This is a genomic window from Arthrobacter oryzae (assembly GCF_030718995.1).
Taxonomy (GTDB): Bacteria; Actinomycetota; Actinomycetes; order Actinomycetales; family Micrococcaceae; genus Arthrobacter; species Arthrobacter oryzae_C.
In genome coordinates, this window is the sequence record NZ_CP132204.1 from 2,480,116 (window position 1) to 2,495,484 (window position 15,369).

Consider the following 15,369-nt stretch of genomic DNA (forward strand, 5'->3'; position numbering starts at 1 on the left):
CAGCGTTTCGGACTGCCCGCCGGAATTCAATAGCGACGGCGTGCGGAGGGCAGGCGCCCGCCGGCAGGCAGCGGATAAGATCGCAGGGTGACCAACTCACAGGGAGCGGAACGCTACGTCGTTCGCCGGTGGTGGAGGAGCCGGGCGCTGCCGTGGGCGGGCCTGGTGGGTGTTTCCATCATCCTGACGGCCATCTCTTTGGAGCGGACAATGTTGTCCGCCTATGAGCCCGTACCGGAGTTCGTGGAGCGACTGCGTGTGGGCAGGTTGTTGATGCTCGGTGGGTCGGCTGCGTCGATTGCAGCTGCCGTCTGGTCCCAGATCCGGCAGTATCCGCTATGGGTGACGCTGTGCGTTGCCGCCCCGGTGGCGCTCGTGGGCCTGGCCACGATGATCACCACGCCGCCATCCTTGATGCCGCAGATTATTGGTCTGTTCGCCCTGCCGGCGGCCGTGGCAGGGCTCATCGGAGGAGTCACCTTCAAACGCAGGTGACCGTGATGACGGTGACCAGGATGCCTGTGACCGGGATGCCTTCGAGGGGCGGATCGTGGCAGCCCGGTCCTTTTGACTCTGGGGCCCGGCACCGCGCACTGCCACACTGATGCGATGAGTGGTGAGCTGCCGGTGATTCCCCCGGGCGAACGCAACGTGGCCCCCAACCTGGCGCTCCAGGCTTTACTCGTGGCCGTGCTCGTACTGTTCCTCGCCGCATGCTCTCAGCCCGGGGCCCAAAACGGGCCCACGTCCTCAGGTTCGGGAAGCCCCGCCTGCGAGCTCATTACCCCGGAGATCGCGGCGAAGGCTATACCCGGCATCGTGCCTATGGGCCAGAACAGCCGGGCCAGGCCGTTCGGAACCAAGGCCTACCTGTGCACCTATTCGAGCAAGTCCGAGGCAGGCATGACGGCCCTGTCTGTGTCACTCACGTCGCCGGCCTCGGCCGCCGACATCGCCAAGGCGAAGTCGACGTCAGACTGCTCACCCGTCACGGGCATCGGCGACTTCGCATGCCTCCAGTGGACGGGATATTTTCGTGGTGAGGCCGGCGGCGCGTCCGCGAATGTCGTCCTGACGGCTGTCCGGGGGAACGAGACGCTCGAAATGCCCTATGTGGCGGGCCCGCCCATGGACGGGGCCGACGCCCCGGATGGAGACGCTATGGCCCGTGCGCTTACGCAGGCGGCAGTGGACGCCGGCTGGGGCAACGGGTCCACCCTCAGCGTCCCGGCGGCCCCGCCCGTGGGTCCGCCCGCCACCACTGACAACCCGGTGTGCGCCCTGTTCAGTCCCGACGAGGTCAGGCAGGCATTCGGGGCGAGCACCCAGCCTCAGATTCTTCCGCGTGAGGTCAGTTGCCGGTACACATTCGGAGACCTGGGCACACCGGGCCCCGACTCCCTCGTCTTCTCGGTCGAAGTCCTCAAGGGTGCAGCCCCGGCGCTGGGCGGTCCCGGCGGACGCGGCGAGCCGCTCGACGGCATCGGGGACAAGGCGTCCTTCACTATGACAACCGAGCCGGCGGGCCCGAAGTCACTCCGTCCGGCGGGCGACGTGCCCATCACGATCCTGTCCGTGTCAGCGGTAAGGGGCCGGAACCTGGCGACATTCACCGCGCAGGTCTTGATCGCGCCGGAGGGGCCAACGGCCGAGCAGACGAAGGATCAACTCATCACGCTGTTGCGCGGCGTCGAGTTCTGACGCTGCTCGGAGGTGCGGGCTATGCCCAGGAAGCCGATCATCCTGCTCGGTATCGACGGGGTCCTCAACCCGGTGGCGCGGGCCGACGCCGAAGCTCCGATCAGTGATCCGGTGGCTGGCCAGGATGGAAACGTCGGGCTGCGCGGACTGGGACTCAGTCGTGTGGATTGACGACGTGCTTGGGCAGGACGCGCGCAAGTGGGCACATGGATATGGGCAGCCGGTCCTCCTGGGGAGGCCGGTGCCGGACCAAGGCCTGAGCGCCATTCACGTCGTGGCAGTCGAGGTGTTCGTTGACCCCCCTTGTGTGCGGCCGTGCGGTCAACAGTAGTGCCCGGGGACGGGGCCAATGACGGACCGCGCGAAGTTGTCCGCACCGCACTCATCGCGTATGCCCTTGGCGTGGGCGATCTCATGGAAGAGGAGGTACTCGGTCAGTTGACCCGGAAGGATGGTGATAGCCGCGGCGACCTGCCCCGTGGCGGGGTCGAGATGGTACGAAGTGCATCCGTGCGCCCCTTCACAGCCAGGCGGCATCGACCCGATCCCCACATGGGTTCCGGCTGGAGGGTAAATCCCGTGCCTCGCCATCGTCGACTGAATCCAGTCCTGATCGGACGCCGGGGTCTCAAGCGCTTGCTGTTTTGCCGGTGAACGTTTCGGCGGTGCAGGTTCCGTGGAGACTTCGACGTTGTGGTTCGCCAGGTGGGCGTCCGGGTTAGCTTTGATCTGTGTCGGAGCGACAGTTGATTGCACACCGGGAAGGGGGCCCGGCACGGCGCAGCCGGTCAGAAGCAAGACGATAAGAGTGACGCTGAATCTGGGCATGGCGACATAGAAGTGTGGTGCAAGGGGCATTGGTTGGATTAGTCCTTGGTGATGAGAGTCAGGGCAACGAAGTCGCGAACACTGTCATTGCCGCGTTTAAGGTTACGGCAGCGTTGGATAACAACCGCATTCCGGGCTGGCTCCGGGTCATTGAGGGTGTCGCAACCTAAAACTGGAGGGAAGCCACCCCGCTGATCCGGGCCATTAAGAACCGGCTCTCGTAGTCGAATGTGGTGGGGCCGTACCTTGGTGCGGCCTCCGCAGTCGCACGCCGCTACCTGGACAAGGATGTGGAAGGCCTCCTGGGATGGATGAAGGAGAACGTCAACGGCGTGAAACCGGAGCCGGAGCCTGACACATCCTCGCCGGCCTGGGACTGTCAGTGCCCGGGAGCACCATGGAGCTATGACGGCTCCAACTGTTGAGGCCGCGATCCATTCCTGGGTGGAAGACCTCATCCGGTACACGGTGGTCCACTCCCGGACGGTCGCGGTCCTGTTCGTGGATACCCGGCCGGTGGACGCCATCGCCTTCCACCATGACCTCCTGGGCGCCGACGATGATGTCCGCAGGATGATGGGCAGGTGGCGGCCGCTAACCCCGCCCGGCGGAAAAATCCAGTCTTGTATCCGGGGATGGCCGGCCCGAAACTCTCCCAATGGGAGTCATCGAAGAATTGCGGGCGCTTGACCATGTAGTGGACCGGCTCGCCGAAAAGTACCCGGCGGTTCCGCGGCAACACATCGAAGACCTCGTCGAGCAGGAACACCGTTCCTTGGACACCGGCAGGGTCCGTGACTATGTTCCGATCCTGGTCGAACACTCCGTCAAGGACCGGCTAAGACGGTAGCTGCCCGAGTCCCGAGGCTTCTCCGCCCAGATACATGGAAGCCCCTACCCAGTGAAGGGGCAGGAGGCTTCCAGCGGCCTGGCTAGTGGTCCGCTTGTTGCCAGGGGAACAACGGGTCGCCGGTGGTGACAGGTGCTGTGTCCCGGCACTTCCGGGCGCTGATTGCGGTCGTGGGTGACGACTTCGCGGCGTCTGGGCCGTGCCGGGCTACGGCTTGCGGCCGGGGAGTACGAGAAGAGCGTCGCCAACCGGTCGTTCGCCAGTAGCGTCCGACGGGGAGTTCACGACCTGTCCATCCTGAACCATCGCGGTGGATCCGCCTCCGTCCAGGTTGATGGCGTTGACCATCCCAAGGGACCGGGCCACATCGGCGGATTCCTTGATACTCAGTCCCAGGCTGGTGGTCTGCCGGCCGTCGGCGGTGACCAATAGGGTGCGGCCCTGGGCGTCCACTCCGGCGATTGTGCGGGGGTTGCGCTTGTGGACCCAGCCGTAGAAGAAGCTATTGCTGTCGTTGTTGCGGACCATGCCGTCGCGCTTGGCGGTAACGTTCAGCTGGCCGTTCTGGACCAAGGTTGGCCCGCCACTTACGACGTCAGTGGTGGCGCCGGCCTTCAGTTCCTTGCCGTCTTCGTCGAGCACATCAGTGTCGACGCTCAGCTTGGCGCCCGGGACAGCCAGGGCCGCGAGCTTGTCCGCGTCCGCTCCAATGGCCTGCAGCGTCTGCCCGCCACCCGGTACCGCAGTGCCACGGGTGTGGTTGACCGCTGTGACGGTGCCATGGGCATCCAGGACGACCTCGAGTCCCTGCCCGGACGGGGTCGTGGGGCCGAACTCGGGGGTGAATGCGAGGATTTCGTCCGCGTCCGTGCAGGTGAAGTCGTGCAGCGGCAGGTTCGTCGGCGTATCGTCGGTGCCGCCGCAGTTGCGGATCAGCCCGGGCACCCGGTTGAGCCCGTCCAGGGGGAGTTCTGCGTTGCCCGGCGCGGTGACCGTGCCGTGCCAGTGCAGACGCTGGATGGAGGTGCGGTTCTTATCGATGACCAGGGAGGGCCGGTCCCCGACGGGTTCGCTGAGGACCTTTCCATCCTGTACCGCGGCTCCGGAGGGGTCGCCCGGGGCGCCTGCGGCGGGGTCCATGACGAAGTAGCCGCCGTTTGTTGCCGCGAGGGCGCCGGCGGCGGCGGCGAGTGAGCTGGTGGTTTCGCGGTCCTCGAGGTTCGGGCCGAATGAGGAAGTGAGGTTTCCGCGAAATTCCTTCGGGTCAATGGTCAGCACCTGCAGGTTCCAGGGGCCACGGTCATCCTCGCTGGAGCCCGCGTCGCCATCCCAACCGGTGTATATCACCGATGCCTTGTAGCCCGTGGCTTTGATCTGCTCGACAGTAGGGGAGCCCTCGGCTTTGGACCCGAACCGGCCCGCGCGCACCCGGTAGCCGAGGTCCCCGCCAGCGTCGGCCAGCTCGGGGGACTGGACGTGCTCAACCTTCGTAGGAACCCCGGCGGCACTGAGCTTGTCGGCAACCATCTGCGCCTGCGCCTGGGTGGACAACGCGGACGTGGGAGCATCGGGCGACGTCGACGGGATTGCCACTTCGACGGTCCAGAAGAAGTCCTGGTTAGGGGCACCCCGGGTGATTGTGGTCCGGGTAAGGCCCGGGGCCAGAGTGGTCACGTTGCGCATCTCGGGCAGGTCCTGCGCGCCCAGATCCAGGTGGGAAGGCTGAAATGATCGGGCGGTCTGCCGATCCAGTTCCAGAGCCGTGGGTGCCGCGGTGGAGGCGCCTGCTGGTGCCAGGAAGGCAACGGGGAGGGACACGGCAAGCGCGGTGATAACCGCACGGCGGTGACGATGATGGGGACTGATCATGGTTACCGACACTAGGGTGTTGCGGGGCCGGACCTATCACTCCGGGGACCACGTTAACTATGCTTTCGGCAAGTGTTCTCCCGCTGTTCTTCATGAGCCACCCCGAGTAGGCGATGCCGCCGGCGATGCTCAACTGGGCTGCAGCAATGAGGCCAATGACCGGAAGCCCCTCCGGGGATTCGCCCTTGGGTGTGAAGATAGCCAAGGCGGCGAGAGTCAGCATGGAGCCGATCACCGAGAATTTAACGACCCCCGGGTTGGTCTGGAGGGCATGCTCCACACGCGGAATGTCGGTGGCAGGCTTCGGAAGCTTCCGTGAGAACCGCACGCCCAGTGTCACGAGCCAGTCCAGGGCCGAGATGGCTGCACCAAGAATCATCATGAAGATGCCGCGCTCAGTCTCCCGAGCCTGTGGAGTTGCGCTGGGCCGTCCGCATGCATGCCGGCCAGAACTCTTGGTCAGTTTCAGAAGTCGGTCCACTCCAGCAAAGGGCTAACGCCCCTACTCCGCCCACATGTGTCGGTGCGATCATCTGAACTAAACAGCAAACGAGGATCCCCATGGCGAGCAGGAAAAGCGGACACGTGGACGCTGGTGCACCAACGGCCGGCGCTGCAGTGACCAGAGAGGCTGCAGACCGTGCCTACCGGCGGGCGTGGTGGTCTCTGGCGCTATACCCGCTGTCGTTCGGTGCTTCCTTCGGCATCGGTGAAGGCATCATCACAGTGCTCACGAACGACACCATCGCTGCGGAATTCTGGTAAATGCTGGTGGCTGTCATTCCGGCTCTCCTCGTGTTCGCGATCCCCGGCATCCTCTCGGTGGTCCAAGGGCGTAAGGCGATGAGGCTCGGGCGCAAGGACGGAAGAGTGCCGGCCATGATCGGGGCCGGCATTGCTGTCGGGTTCGTCTTGCTTAACGTTGCCTCGTATCTCTTCGGCCAGCCCGCCGGCTGAAGCCACCGTCGTGCTCGGGGCACTTGCTTTGGCTGCCACCGTGTTCACTTACGTGCTGAGCCTCAGCGAAAACTTCAACCCTCCCGGCTGGGTGCGGGCTGCGGGTCTGGTCTGGCTGCCCATCGGGTTCTTCGGTACTGCGTTCGCTTACATGGCTGCCCGCAAAGGGTCCGGGCGGCGCCGCGGCAGGATCGGCCTCACCCTTGCCGGCGTCGGGCTCGTCGCTTTTGTGGTGCTGCTGTTCATCGCCGGGTGACGACTTGGCCATGGAGGCGCTGGGTCCCGATGACTGACTGGTTGTCCGTTTCAGAAGTCGCCTGCACGAACCGCGGCCGGCGTTCGGGACTTTTAGGCGTCCGGCTGGGTCTCGGCTGGGCGGCATAGGCAAGCTTCGCTGGATCGATCACGCTGGGCCGGCCGATCCTTTTGCCTTGAGCAACATGACACTTCCGCGCAGGTTGCTGGCCGGAGGTGTCAGTGCCGTTGTCTAAGCGCGTGCCCCTGTGGGTTCTGAATGGATGCGGCGGAAGGCTGGTTTGGATGGAGTCGAAAATGAAGTTGTTCGCGCTGATCCCGCGCGCAGCGTTTCGAACCCCGGAAGTATGGGACTTGTGGGAGCCCCTGGTTAAGCCGCATCAATGAATTAGTCGAACTGACGTGTGGTGGGCTCGGGGGTTCCGCGTTCCGCGCGCAGACGTTTTGCCTTGGCTGCCACTCCCGTCATCCTCACGGCGTACAAGACGCCACCCACTCCGACGGCGGTCAGGAACAGGGCGCTCCACATGGGGTCTTGGCCCCTGCTGGTGGGGCCGGCCACCAGCAGGATGGAGAAGACTGCAACGGCAGCGAAGAAGACAGCCATCGCAAGGAAACCGCTGGCGGACCGCACCTGAGGGTGGGAACTGGCGGTAACCACTCCCAACTCATCCTTGGCGTAGCTGTGAAGCCTGCCCTCCACGGTGCGGAACAGGACCCTGTTGTCACCGCGTGCCAGTGCCTGTTCGTGGTAAGCGCGGACTTGGTCGTCATAGTTGGGGCCGCTACCCGTGTTGTTGCCTGGAATGCCGTTCTGCACGTGAGTCCTGTGGGTTCGATCGGATGTGGCCCAGCACCTGGCTGTCGGTGACACCCTGTCCTGGGCGGGTTGAGAGGGTGCACGATGCACTATCTAAGAGGCTAAAGCAAAAACGCCGGCCGTGTTTGACAGGAGCTTTCGATGAAGCTCGGACACGCACGCATTTCCACCTCAGACCAGGATGCCAGCATGCAGGTCGAGGCGCTCCGCCGGGGTGGATCCCGAGAGGATTTTCACCGACGAGCCCTCCGGGGCCAGGGAAGCGAAGGAGCGCCCAGGCATGAAAGCCCTGATGGATTACGCGCGCGACGACGAGGATGTCCACACCCAGAAGTTCGGCGTCCGGTTCGGGTCGGCGCCGATGGAGGAGGCGATTGCCAGGGACCGGGTGAACACAGCGCGCCAGCTGATGGCACAGGGCAAGACGGCGGCACACGCGGCCAAGACCGTCGGCTGGTCCAAAGCCACCCTCTACCGGTACATGAAGACCTACGACGGAGCTCTTGCACCCCGGGAAGCAATCCGGCCCAAGAGGGCAGCGGCTCGGTCGCGGTACGTCGAGAAGGACACTCTGCCGGCACGTGAATAATCTGGGCACAAGCGCGGTACGTTGAACGGGACGCCCGGATGCGCTGTGACTGCGCGTGGCCGAGGAAACCATCATTGGGGGAATTATGGTCTATCAGAACTATGCACCGCGGCAAGCATCGATGAAATGGGTTTGGTGGATGCTTGCGGGTATTGGCGCCCTGATCCTCGCCGTCATCACTACCGTTCTGGTTACTGCCAACCTCAGCGAATCAGCCAAAATCGAAAGGATGGTCTCAATAGCGGACGGCATCCCCGCCGCTGACTGGGAGCTCATGTCCTCCTCTGACCCGAAACACGACATCCTCTGCATCCCGTTTGACCAGTCCTGCCACAAATTGTCCCGGGCGTGGCAGGCGGCGGAGTCGGTGAACGTTGAGGAGTTGGCTGTTTCCACCGGATATGACCTGGAGGTGGGGACGGTCTACCGGCCGGACTGCGCTGAGGGCTGGGTGGACGGGGTGCACATCCGGCTCTGCGTTGACGGGTCGGAAATTGGCCTCAACATGTACGACCGATAGGTGCAGGGCGGACTCGCGTAGTACGAATCCGGGGGAACGAGATGTCACGTTTGAAGCTAGTTGCTGGAGCAAGCCTGGTGCTGGTTATGACTTCGTGCGCGAGGGCCTCCGTCGAGGAGATGGGACGCAACGCCATCCGCCAAGAGGCCGCCGAGGGCAAAGACTGGTTCACCCGGTTCACGGCAGCCACAGACACGACGAACAGGGACCTGGTGGCCTCCCGACTCGGAGAGCTCGGCGATAACCGCGACCCGTACGCCTTCGGCTGGGACCCCGACGGGAATTTCCACACCGATCACTACTACCGCGAGCACCTGACGACCAGCGGTGGATTCTGGGCAGAGCATCGAACGGTCAGTGCCTGCGTACGGTTCGAGGTGCACTTGGGTTCGGTGATTGCGACTTCCATCGACTGCCCCGACGGGCCTCCGTTCTCCGACGACACGGACGAATGGGTGGTGGTTTCATGAGCAGCGGCCTGCGCCTAGGTGGAGGCCTCGCGTGCGCGTTGGCTGATCTGCCCTGGGCCGTGCCCTGAGTTTTTCAAAGTGTAGGCAAGGCCCTCTGCCCACTCGGTTGGCGTCGCGTCCCCAATCATGGCCTCACAGGAGCGCCGAATCCGCTAAGGACGTATCTGCTGCGCAGCGTGCATCCGCTGAAACCAGTAAAAAACCCCGCATCATCGCCGAACCAGCGACAACACGGGGTTCTTCCCGAGCTTCCTATCAGAATCGAACTGATGACCTTTTCATTACGAGTGAAACGCTCTACCGACTGAGCTAAGGAAGCACCGCATAGAAACTCCCGGAAGAACCGGGCGGATCATGCAAGAGACAACTGTAATAGAGTCCCCTGTCCGGGTCAAAATGAGCGGTTCAGGACCCTGCCGGATGGCCGTGGCGGACGTTGTCTGGATGTTCACCCGGCCGTCGGTGCTGGTTTAGCAAGTCGTCCCGGAGCGCCTGCACTGTGGAACGACCAAACGCGGCCGCGTCGGCGGCTGCGTGCCAGCGAAGGGGCTTTTCCATGACTCCGGACACCGCGGACACGTCCGCACAAGCAGCCGCATCTGCCCTCGAAGCCGCACCCGCACTGCATCGCACGCCGGGGTCAGCCCAAGCGGACGCCGCGCATGACGTCGAGCTCGCCGTGCTGGCGATGGTGGGAACCACGGTGTTCGACGGCGGTCTCCTGGAGCGCGCCATGACCCGCACCCTGACTAACCAGGGCGTCGAGGAAGGCTCGGATCAGTTCGAACGAATGCTTCGTTACGCCAGGGACACCGCGGGCATGTCGAAGCTCGCTGTCTTCAGCCACCTGTTTGAGGACCGGACCCGTGCCGCCGCAGCCAACACCTTCTTCGAACGCTGCTGCGACGAGCTGATAGCGGACGGCATCATCCAGGCTGTTCCCGGCGCAGAGGACGCCATTGGCTGGCTCCGCGAGGCCGGGATCATGGTCTGCCTGGCCACCGGCTTCGGCCGCCACACCCAGAACGTGGTGCTGGAGAGCCTTGGCTGGATGGGTCTGGCGGACCTGAGCCTCTGCCCGGCAGACGCAGGGCGTGGCCGGCCGTACCCGGACATGATCCTCACGGCCGTCCTTGCCCTGGACGTGGACGACGTCCGGAAGGTGGCCGTGCTGGGGGACAGCTGCGCGGACATCCAGTCAGGGCTCCGGGCCGGCGCCACCACGGTGGCAGGCGTCCTGACCGGGGCGCACGGGGAGCAGGCGCTGCGCGCGGCGGGGGCAACCGCCGTCGTGCAGTCCATCCGCGATCTGCCAGTGCTGCTGGAGCCCCGGTCCGCCTAGCCCGTTACCACTACGCCTGTTACGCCAAGGAGGCCCCGGCCGCCTGTCCTAGCACTTCGTGTTGTCCGCGGGCGCCTCGCCGGTCAGGAGGTAGCTGTCCACGGCATCGGTGACGCAGGTGTTTGAGCGGCCATAGGCAGTGTGGCCCTCACCTTCCCACGTCACGAGGGATGCGTTGCCCAGCTGCTTGCGCAGGGCGCCGGCCCATTCCACGGGGGTCGCGGGATCGCCCGTGGTGCCCACCACCACAATCGGGGCCGAGCCGGAGTATTCCACGGGGGCCGGCGTGCGGGTGCTCTTGTAGGGCCAGTCCTGGCAGTTGGTGCCGCCGTAGGCGAAGAAGTAGCCCAGCGTGGGGGAATCCTGCCGCAGCTTCTGCTCTTCGGCCCGCATGGCAGCGGGGTCCGACACCATGGGGTAGTCCAGGCAGTTGATGGCGTTGAAGGCGAAGGCACTGTTGGACGTGTACTTGCCGCTCGGATCCCTGTCGGCGCCGAAGTCGGCCAGCCGCAGCATCGGTGACGGGTCGCCCTTGAGTGCCGAGTCCAGCGCCTGGGTCAGCAGCGGCCAGTTGTCGTCATTGTAGAGGGGCAGGATAAGGCCGCTGACGAACGCCGAACCCGTGACCAGCCGGCCGTCCTGTGCGCGCTGCGGATTGGCATCCACGGCCGCCACGACGTCGCGGATCTGCTGAACGCCGCTGTCCACGGTTCCGCTCAGGGGACAGCCGTCGTCCCCGAGGCACTTCTCCACGTAGGCGCGGATGGCTTTCTCAAACGCGCGGGCCTGGCCGCTGGTGAGCTCCTCGTTGCTGAGGGAAGGGTCCAGTGCGCCATCGAGCACCATGCGGCCGACGTTGTCCGGGAACAGCGAGGCGTAGGTGGATCCCAGGAAGGTGCCATAGGAATAGCCCAGGTAATTCAGTTTGGCGTCGTTGACCACGGCACGCATGATGTCCAGGTCCTTGGCAGCGCTGACCGTGTCCACGTGCGCCAGCACCGGGCCGGTCTTTTCGGCGCACTTGGCCGCCGTCGCCCTGTTGTCGGCCAGTGCGGCCGCCAGGCCCGCGTCCGAGCTGAGGTCGTAGTTCTTTGCCCGGGACTCATCGCGTTCCTGGTCCGTGAGGCACGTGACCGGGGCGGAGCGCTTCACTCCGCGGGGATCGAAGCCCACCAGATCGTACTTGGCGCGGACCTCACTGGAGATGTTCGTCGCCCCTGCGTCCTTGACGAAGTCATAGCCGGACCCGCCCGGCCCGCCGGGGTTGACCAGCAGGCTGCCGGTCTTTTCGCCTTCTGCGGGCATTTTGAGGGCCGCGATCTCAATGCTGTCGCCGTCGGGCTTGCTGTAGTCCAGGGGCACCTTGATCTTGGCGCACTCCAGATTGTCCTCGCAGGAGGTCCAGGCAACCTCCTGCGAGTAGAAGTTCCTGAGCTCCTCGGGAGCCGCCTCGGCAATCGACGGATCGGCCTTGCCGGTGCTGCCTCCGTTCGATCCGCCGTTGGACGAGCCGAACAGGGTGCAGCCCGTCAGTGCCAGCAGTACGGCCAGTGAGCCGGCAGCTGCCTTTGCGGCGGTCGATCCGGACCGTGACCGTAAGGGCAGGCGTCGGGCAGGCTTCATGCAGGGCTCCTTGGGGGACGTGGCGTGGGCTCGGGGGAACATACGTCGGCGGGACGGGGCTGGACGCGGCGGCACTAGATCAGGCTCGCGGCCATGGATTCGATGGCCAGCAACGGCGCAACGTTCGTGGTGGTGATGCGCTGGCGCGCCTTGTTGATCGCATCCATCCTCGCTAGCGTCGCCTCCGGGCCGGAACGGCCGGCAAACTCCGCCAGCTCGCTCCTGAGTTCAACGTTCACCAGTTCCACCGCGTTCCCCATCTGGATGATCAGCACGTCGCGGTAGAACGAGAGCAGGTCCGTGAGGGTGCGGTCAAGGGAATCGGTGATGGAGCGTTTGGCGCGCCGCTTCTGGTCATCCTCGAGCTGCTTGATCTGGCTTCTCATGGCAGGCGGCAGGGTGCCGCTTTCCGGCGCACCGAGCGTGGCCAGGAGCGCTGCCTTTTCCTCGGCGTCGCGCACTTCATTGGAGCTGTTGGCTTCCTCAGTGGCGATCTTCACCAGCTTTTCGGCCATCAGGACTGCCGCGGTGATGCCCCGCAATCCCAGCGGGAACCGGACGGTTTCCATCCGGCGTTCGCGGGCGGCCTCGTCCCGGGCCAGCCGGCGGGCAATACCCACGTGGCTCTGCGCCGCGCGGGCCGCACGTTCGGCCAGTGCGGGGTCCACGCCGTCGCGCCTCACCAGCAGCGCCGCGACGTCGGCAGCCGGCGGGAGCCGCAGCGCCACCGGGCGGCAGCGGGACCGGATGGTCACCAGGACGTCCGCCGGTGACGGCGCGCAGAGCATCCACACGGTGCGGGGAGTGGGCTCTTCAATTGCTTTAAGGAGGACGTTGGTGGTGCGTTCGGCCATGCGGTCGGCGTCTTCCACCACGATGATCCGCCACCGCCCGGACGAGGGGCGGTTTCCCGCGGTCGCCACAAGGTCCCGGGCTTCATCGATGGTGATGGTGACCTTCTCGGTGCGGACGAACACCACGTCCGAATGCGTTTCCCCCAGGATGGTGCGGCACGCCGCGCATTCGCCGCAGCCGCGCCTGGTGACGTCCTCCTGGTCGCAGTTGAGGGCGGCGGCGAAGGCCTTTGCCGCGTTGGAGCGGCCTGACCCGGGCGGGCCGGTAAACAGCCACGCGTGGGTCAGGCCCTCGCCCTGCGCGGCCTGGCGGAGCTGGGCGACGACGGCGGGCTGGCCCTGCAGGTCATCCCAGACGGTCACGGGGCCACGCCTTCTCTGGAAACCTGCGGGGCAACGTTCCGGGCCACGATCAGTGCGTCCACCCGCGCCAGGATGAGCCCGGCCAGCTCGGCGGCGGGCTGACGGGCCGGCAGCACCAGATAGTGGTCCGGTCGGTCGGCGGCGAGGTCCAGGAACGCAGTGCGGATGGTGGCGTGGAATTCGTCCGCCTCGGACTCCATCCGGTCCTCAGCGGCGTCACCGGCTGTGCGGCGGAGGCGGCCGACGGCGGGGTCGACGTCGAGCAGTACCGTGAGGTCCGGCTGCAGGCCGGACGTGGCCCACTCGTTGAGCTGGCGCACGGCAGCGGTGCCGAGCCCCCGCCCGGCGCCCTGGTAGGCCACGGATGAGTCGATGTAGCGGTCCGTCAGCACGATGTCGCCGCGTTCCAGCGCCGGGAGGATAACCTGTTCGGCATGGGCCGCGCGGGAGGCGGCAAAGATCAGGGCTTCGGTGCGGGCGTCGATGTGGCCGTGGCCGTGGTCCAGCACCAGGGACCGCAGCTTTTCGCCGATCGGGGTGCCGCCCGGCTCCCGGGTGCGCAGCACCGTGAAGCCGCGCGATTCAAGGGCCCCGGCCAGTGCTGCGGCCTGCGTGGACTTGCCTGCGCCGTCGCCGCCTTCGAAGGCGATGAACAGTCCGGGGTTCTGGGTAGTCACAAGACCAGCCTACCGACAATCACCGACACCGCAGGTGCCCGGCCGTAACGCCTTTCCGGGGCTGCGGGCCTCCCACGTACTCTTTGACCATGAGTCTTTCCGAACAGCAGGCCGCCGCGCTGTCGGCCGAAACGGTGGTCGTGGCCGCCGGCCGCCCGCCCCGTAAACGCGATGCGCCGGTCAACCAGCCCATCGTCCTGTCCTCCACCTACTTCGGCACGGGGCCGCTCGCCGACGGCGACCGCGGCTACGGGCGCTACTCCAACCCCACGTGGGACCCGTTCGAGGAAGCGCTGGGCCAGCTGGAGGGTGCGTCCCTTCCGGGCCTGCTCTACGCTTCCGGCTTGGCCGCCGTCAGTTCGGCGTTGTCCCTTATCCCCGCCGGGGGAGTGCTGGTCATGCCCTCGCACAGCTATGCCGGGTCCCTGGTGATGGCCACGGAATTGGCGGAGAAGGGGCTGTTCGAGCTCCGCACCGTGGACATTGCGGACACGGACGCCGTCAAGGCACTGCTTGCGCCGGCCGAGGGCAAGGCTGCCAGCATGCTCTGGCTGGAAAGCCCCACCAACCCGATGCTGGGGATCGCGGACATCCGCGCCCTGACGGCTGCCGCTCACGAAGCCGGTGCGATCGTAGTCACCGACAACACCTTTTCCACGCCCCTGGTCCAGCAGCCGCTGAGCCTGGGGTCCGACGTCGTCCTGCACTCGGTCACCAAGTACCTTGCCGGACATTCCGACGTCGTCCTGGGCGCCCTGGTGACCTCGGACGCCTCGATCCGCGCCGCACTGCTGCACCACCGCATCATCCACGGCGGCATTGCCGGCCCGTTCGAAGCCTGGCTGGCGCTGCGCGGGCTGCGGACGCTGGCGCTGCGCATCGAACGCTCGCAGGCATCGGCGGCCGAGCTCGCCGCACGGCTGAGCGACCACCCCCAGATCGAGGGCATCCGGTTCCCGGGACTGGAAACGGACCCCGGGCACGAACGCGCCAAGTCGCAGATGAAGGGCTTCGGTTCGGTGCTGTGCGTGCAGATCGCTCCCGTCGGCGGCCTGAGCGGTGCCGACGCGGCGGACAAACTGGTCCGCGCGCTGCAGCTGTGGCTTCCCGCCACCTCTTTGGGCGGCGTTGAGTCCCTGATTGAACGGCGACGGCGCCACGCGGCTGAGCCGGTCAGCGTACCGGACAACCTGGTGCGCCTGAGTGTCGGGATCGAAAACATCGACGACCTGTGGGCCGATTTGGAGCAGGCACTGGACGCTCTTGGCGGATAGGCTGGGGGCGTGGACGGAAAACAGTTGATTATGTTCGTCGAGAACTGGGTGTACTTCATCCTTGCGCTCGTCGCCCTTGGCATCGAGGTGTGGGCCTTCTTCGATTGCCTGCGCCACAAGGCGAATGCCTTCGAGGCCGTGTCCAAGCGGACCAAGACCTTCTGGCTGGCACTGACGGGCGGTGCCCTGGCCATCGGCGCCCTCTCCGTCTTCGGAGGCGGTGGCGGCGGGCTTCTCGGCCCGCTCGGACTGTTCGGCCTGGCCGCAGTGACCGCCGCGTCCGTGTACCTCGCCGACGTGCGGCCCGCAGTGAAGGACGCTGGCCGCGGCGGCAGCCGCAACATGGGGCCTTACGGGCCCTGGTAGCGGGGCTGCCC

18 protein-coding genes and 1 tRNA gene are annotated in these 15,369 nt (G+C 65.9%); 13 read left to right on the forward strand and 6 right to left on the reverse strand.

Going from position 1 to position 15,369, the window contains the following annotated elements; genetic code table 11:
* Window positions 1-87: 87 nt before the first annotated feature.
* From Q8Z05_RS11435 to Q8Z05_RS11450, 4 genes are all read left to right on the forward strand, one after another.
* Window positions 88-495 carry a hypothetical protein gene (locus Q8Z05_RS11435; RefSeq protein ID WP_305939766.1) on the forward strand — a complete coding sequence of 136 codons (408 nt, stop codon included), beginning with the start codon at window positions 88-90 and terminating at the stop codon, window positions 493-495.
* A gap of 114 nt (window positions 496-609) precedes the next feature.
* The gene (locus Q8Z05_RS11440) at window positions 610-1,701 is read left to right on the forward strand and encodes a hypothetical protein (RefSeq protein ID WP_305939767.1); all 1,092 of its coding nucleotides are present in this window, start codon (window positions 610-612) and stop codon (window positions 1,699-1,701) included.
* Between the two features lie 21 nt (window positions 1,702-1,722).
* Complete coding sequence (locus tag Q8Z05_RS11445; RefSeq protein WP_305939768.1) at window positions 1,723-1,872, forward strand: hypothetical protein; 150 nt, start codon at window positions 1,723-1,725, stop codon at window positions 1,870-1,872.
* Window positions 1,873-3,187: 1,315 nt separating this feature from the next.
* Window positions 3,188-3,379 carry a three-helix bundle dimerization domain-containing protein gene (locus Q8Z05_RS11450; RefSeq protein WP_305939769.1) on the forward strand — a complete coding sequence of 64 codons (192 nt, stop codon included), beginning with the start codon at window positions 3,188-3,190 and terminating at the stop codon, window positions 3,377-3,379.
* Window positions 3,380-3,586: 207 nt separating this feature from the next.
* Here Q8Z05_RS11450 and Q8Z05_RS11455 read toward each other — a convergent pair whose 3' ends face one another.
* On the reverse strand, window positions 3,587-5,248 hold the full coding sequence (locus Q8Z05_RS11455) for a phosphodiester glycosidase family protein (RefSeq protein ID WP_305939770.1): 1,662 nt from the start codon (window positions 5,246-5,248) through the stop codon (window positions 3,587-3,589).
* A 561-nt stretch (window positions 5,249-5,809) separates the two neighbouring features.
* On the opposite strand from Q8Z05_RS11455, the gene Q8Z05_RS11460 reads away from it, so the two are divergent.
* From Q8Z05_RS11460 to Q8Z05_RS11470, 3 genes are read left to right on the forward strand one after another with little or no spacing between them, the layout of a single operon-like run.
* Complete coding sequence (locus tag Q8Z05_RS11460; protein ID WP_305939771.1) at window positions 5,810-6,013, forward strand: hypothetical protein; 204 nt, start codon at window positions 5,810-5,812, stop codon at window positions 6,011-6,013.
* Window positions 6,014-6,019: 6 nt separating this feature from the next.
* The gene (locus Q8Z05_RS11465; RefSeq protein WP_305939772.1) at window positions 6,020-6,205 is read left to right on the forward strand and encodes a hypothetical protein; all 186 of its coding nucleotides are present in this window, start codon (window positions 6,020-6,022) and stop codon (window positions 6,203-6,205) included.
* A gap of 10 nt (window positions 6,206-6,215) precedes the next feature.
* Window positions 6,216-6,461, forward strand: coding sequence for a hypothetical protein (locus Q8Z05_RS11470; protein WP_305939773.1), 246 nt, complete (start codon window positions 6,216-6,218; stop codon window positions 6,459-6,461).
* Window positions 6,462-6,848: 387 nt separating this feature from the next.
* Here the strand turns inward: Q8Z05_RS11470 and Q8Z05_RS11475 are convergent, their stop codons facing one another.
* Window positions 6,849-7,280: a hypothetical protein gene (locus Q8Z05_RS11475; RefSeq protein ID WP_305939774.1), complete on the reverse strand. Its 432-nt coding sequence runs from the start codon at window positions 7,278-7,280 to the stop codon at window positions 6,849-6,851.
* Window positions 7,281-7,560: 280 nt separating this feature from the next.
* Here Q8Z05_RS11475 and Q8Z05_RS11480 point away from each other — a divergent pair, with 280 nt between their 5' ends.
* From Q8Z05_RS11480 to Q8Z05_RS11490, 3 genes are all read left to right on the forward strand, one after another.
* Complete coding sequence (locus Q8Z05_RS11480; RefSeq protein WP_305939775.1) at window positions 7,561-7,869, forward strand: helix-turn-helix domain-containing protein; 309 nt, start codon at window positions 7,561-7,563, stop codon at window positions 7,867-7,869.
* A 139-nt stretch (window positions 7,870-8,008) separates the two neighbouring features.
* A complete protein-coding gene (locus tag Q8Z05_RS11485; protein ID WP_305939776.1) occupies window positions 8,009-8,389 on the forward strand; it encodes a hypothetical protein in 381 nt (126 codons plus the stop codon).
* An 86-nt stretch (window positions 8,390-8,475) separates the two neighbouring features.
* On the forward strand, window positions 8,476-8,859 hold the full coding sequence (locus tag Q8Z05_RS11490) for a hypothetical protein (protein WP_305939777.1): 384 nt from the start codon (window positions 8,476-8,478) through the stop codon (window positions 8,857-8,859).
* Window positions 8,860-9,105: 246 nt separating this feature from the next.
* Here the strand turns inward: Q8Z05_RS11490 and Q8Z05_RS11495 are convergent.
* Window positions 9,106-9,178: transfer RNA gene (locus Q8Z05_RS11495), tRNA-Thr, on the reverse strand.
* A gap of 237 nt (window positions 9,179-9,415) precedes the next feature.
* On the opposite strand from Q8Z05_RS11495, the gene Q8Z05_RS11500 reads away from it, so the two are divergent.
* A complete protein-coding gene (locus Q8Z05_RS11500) occupies window positions 9,416-10,201 on the forward strand; it encodes an HAD family hydrolase (RefSeq protein WP_305939778.1) in 786 nt (261 codons plus the stop codon).
* A gap of 48 nt (window positions 10,202-10,249) precedes the next feature.
* Here the strand turns inward: Q8Z05_RS11500 and Q8Z05_RS11505 are convergent, their stop codons facing one another.
* The 3 genes from Q8Z05_RS11505 to tmk all read right to left on the reverse strand — a co-directional run bounded on the left by Q8Z05_RS11505 (window position 10,250) and on the right by tmk (window position 13,718).
* Window positions 10,250-11,824: an alpha/beta hydrolase gene (locus Q8Z05_RS11505; RefSeq protein ID WP_305939779.1), complete on the reverse strand. Its 1,575-nt coding sequence runs from the start codon at window positions 11,822-11,824 to the stop codon at window positions 10,250-10,252.
* Between the two features lie 74 nt (window positions 11,825-11,898).
* Entirely contained in the window at window positions 11,899-13,041 is a 1,143-nt protein-coding gene (locus tag Q8Z05_RS11510; protein ID WP_305939780.1) for a DNA polymerase III subunit delta', read from the reverse strand.
* Window positions 13,038-13,718 (reverse strand): dTMP kinase, encoded by a 681-nt coding sequence (gene tmk, locus Q8Z05_RS11515; RefSeq protein ID WP_305939781.1) that lies wholly within the window; start codon window positions 13,716-13,718, stop codon window positions 13,038-13,040. Before tmk ends, Q8Z05_RS11510 begins: the two co-directional genes overlap by 4 nt.
* Window positions 13,719-13,807: 89 nt before the next feature.
* Here tmk and Q8Z05_RS11520 point away from each other — a divergent pair, with 89 nt between their 5' ends.
* Window positions 13,808-14,992, forward strand: a complete 1,185-nt coding sequence (locus Q8Z05_RS11520) for a trans-sulfuration enzyme family protein (RefSeq protein ID WP_305939782.1) — start codon at window positions 13,808-13,810, stop codon at window positions 14,990-14,992.
* Window positions 14,993-15,001: 9 nt separating this feature from the next.
* On the forward strand, window positions 15,002-15,358 hold the full coding sequence (locus tag Q8Z05_RS11525) for a DUF2516 family protein (RefSeq protein ID WP_305939783.1): 357 nt from the start codon (window positions 15,002-15,004) through the stop codon (window positions 15,356-15,358).
* The last annotated feature ends 11 nt before the right edge of the window (window positions 15,359-15,369 follow it).

Bases quoted from the DNA above. Each gene is read 5' to 3' on its own strand.
- Q8Z05_RS11485 (WP_305939776.1), top strand. From the start codon at position 8,009: ATGCTTGCGGGTATTGGCGCCCTGATCCTCGCCGTCATCACTACCGTT.
- Q8Z05_RS11460 (WP_305939771.1), top strand. From the start codon at position 5,810: ATGGCGAGCAGGAAAAGCGGACACGTGGACGCTGGTGCACCAACGGCC.
- Q8Z05_RS11490 (WP_305939777.1), top strand. From the start codon at position 8,476: ATGACTTCGTGCGCGAGGGCCTCCGTCGAGGAGATGGGACGCAACGCC.
- Q8Z05_RS11450 (WP_305939769.1), top strand. From the start codon at position 3,188: ATGGGAGTCATCGAAGAATTGCGGGCGCTTGACCATGTAGTGGACCGG.
- Q8Z05_RS11445 (WP_305939768.1), top strand. From the start codon at position 1,723: ATGCCCAGGAAGCCGATCATCCTGCTCGGTATCGACGGGGTCCTCAAC.
- Q8Z05_RS11480 (WP_305939775.1), top strand. From the start codon at position 7,561: ATGAAAGCCCTGATGGATTACGCGCGCGACGACGAGGATGTCCACACC.
- Q8Z05_RS11455 (WP_305939770.1), bottom strand. From the start codon at position 5,248: ATGATCAGTCCCCATCATCGTCACCGCCGTGCGGTTATCACCGCGCTT.
- Q8Z05_RS11520 (WP_305939782.1), top strand. From the start codon at position 13,808: ATGAGTCTTTCCGAACAGCAGGCCGCCGCGCTGTCGGCCGAAACGGTG.
- Q8Z05_RS11440 (WP_305939767.1), top strand. From the start codon at position 610: ATGAGTGGTGAGCTGCCGGTGATTCCCCCGGGCGAACGCAACGTGGCC.
- Q8Z05_RS11505 (WP_305939779.1), bottom strand. From the start codon at position 11,824: ATGAAGCCTGCCCGACGCCTGCCCTTACGGTCACGGTCCGGATCGACC.
- Q8Z05_RS11500 (WP_305939778.1), top strand. From the start codon at position 9,416: ATGACTCCGGACACCGCGGACACGTCCGCACAAGCAGCCGCATCTGCC.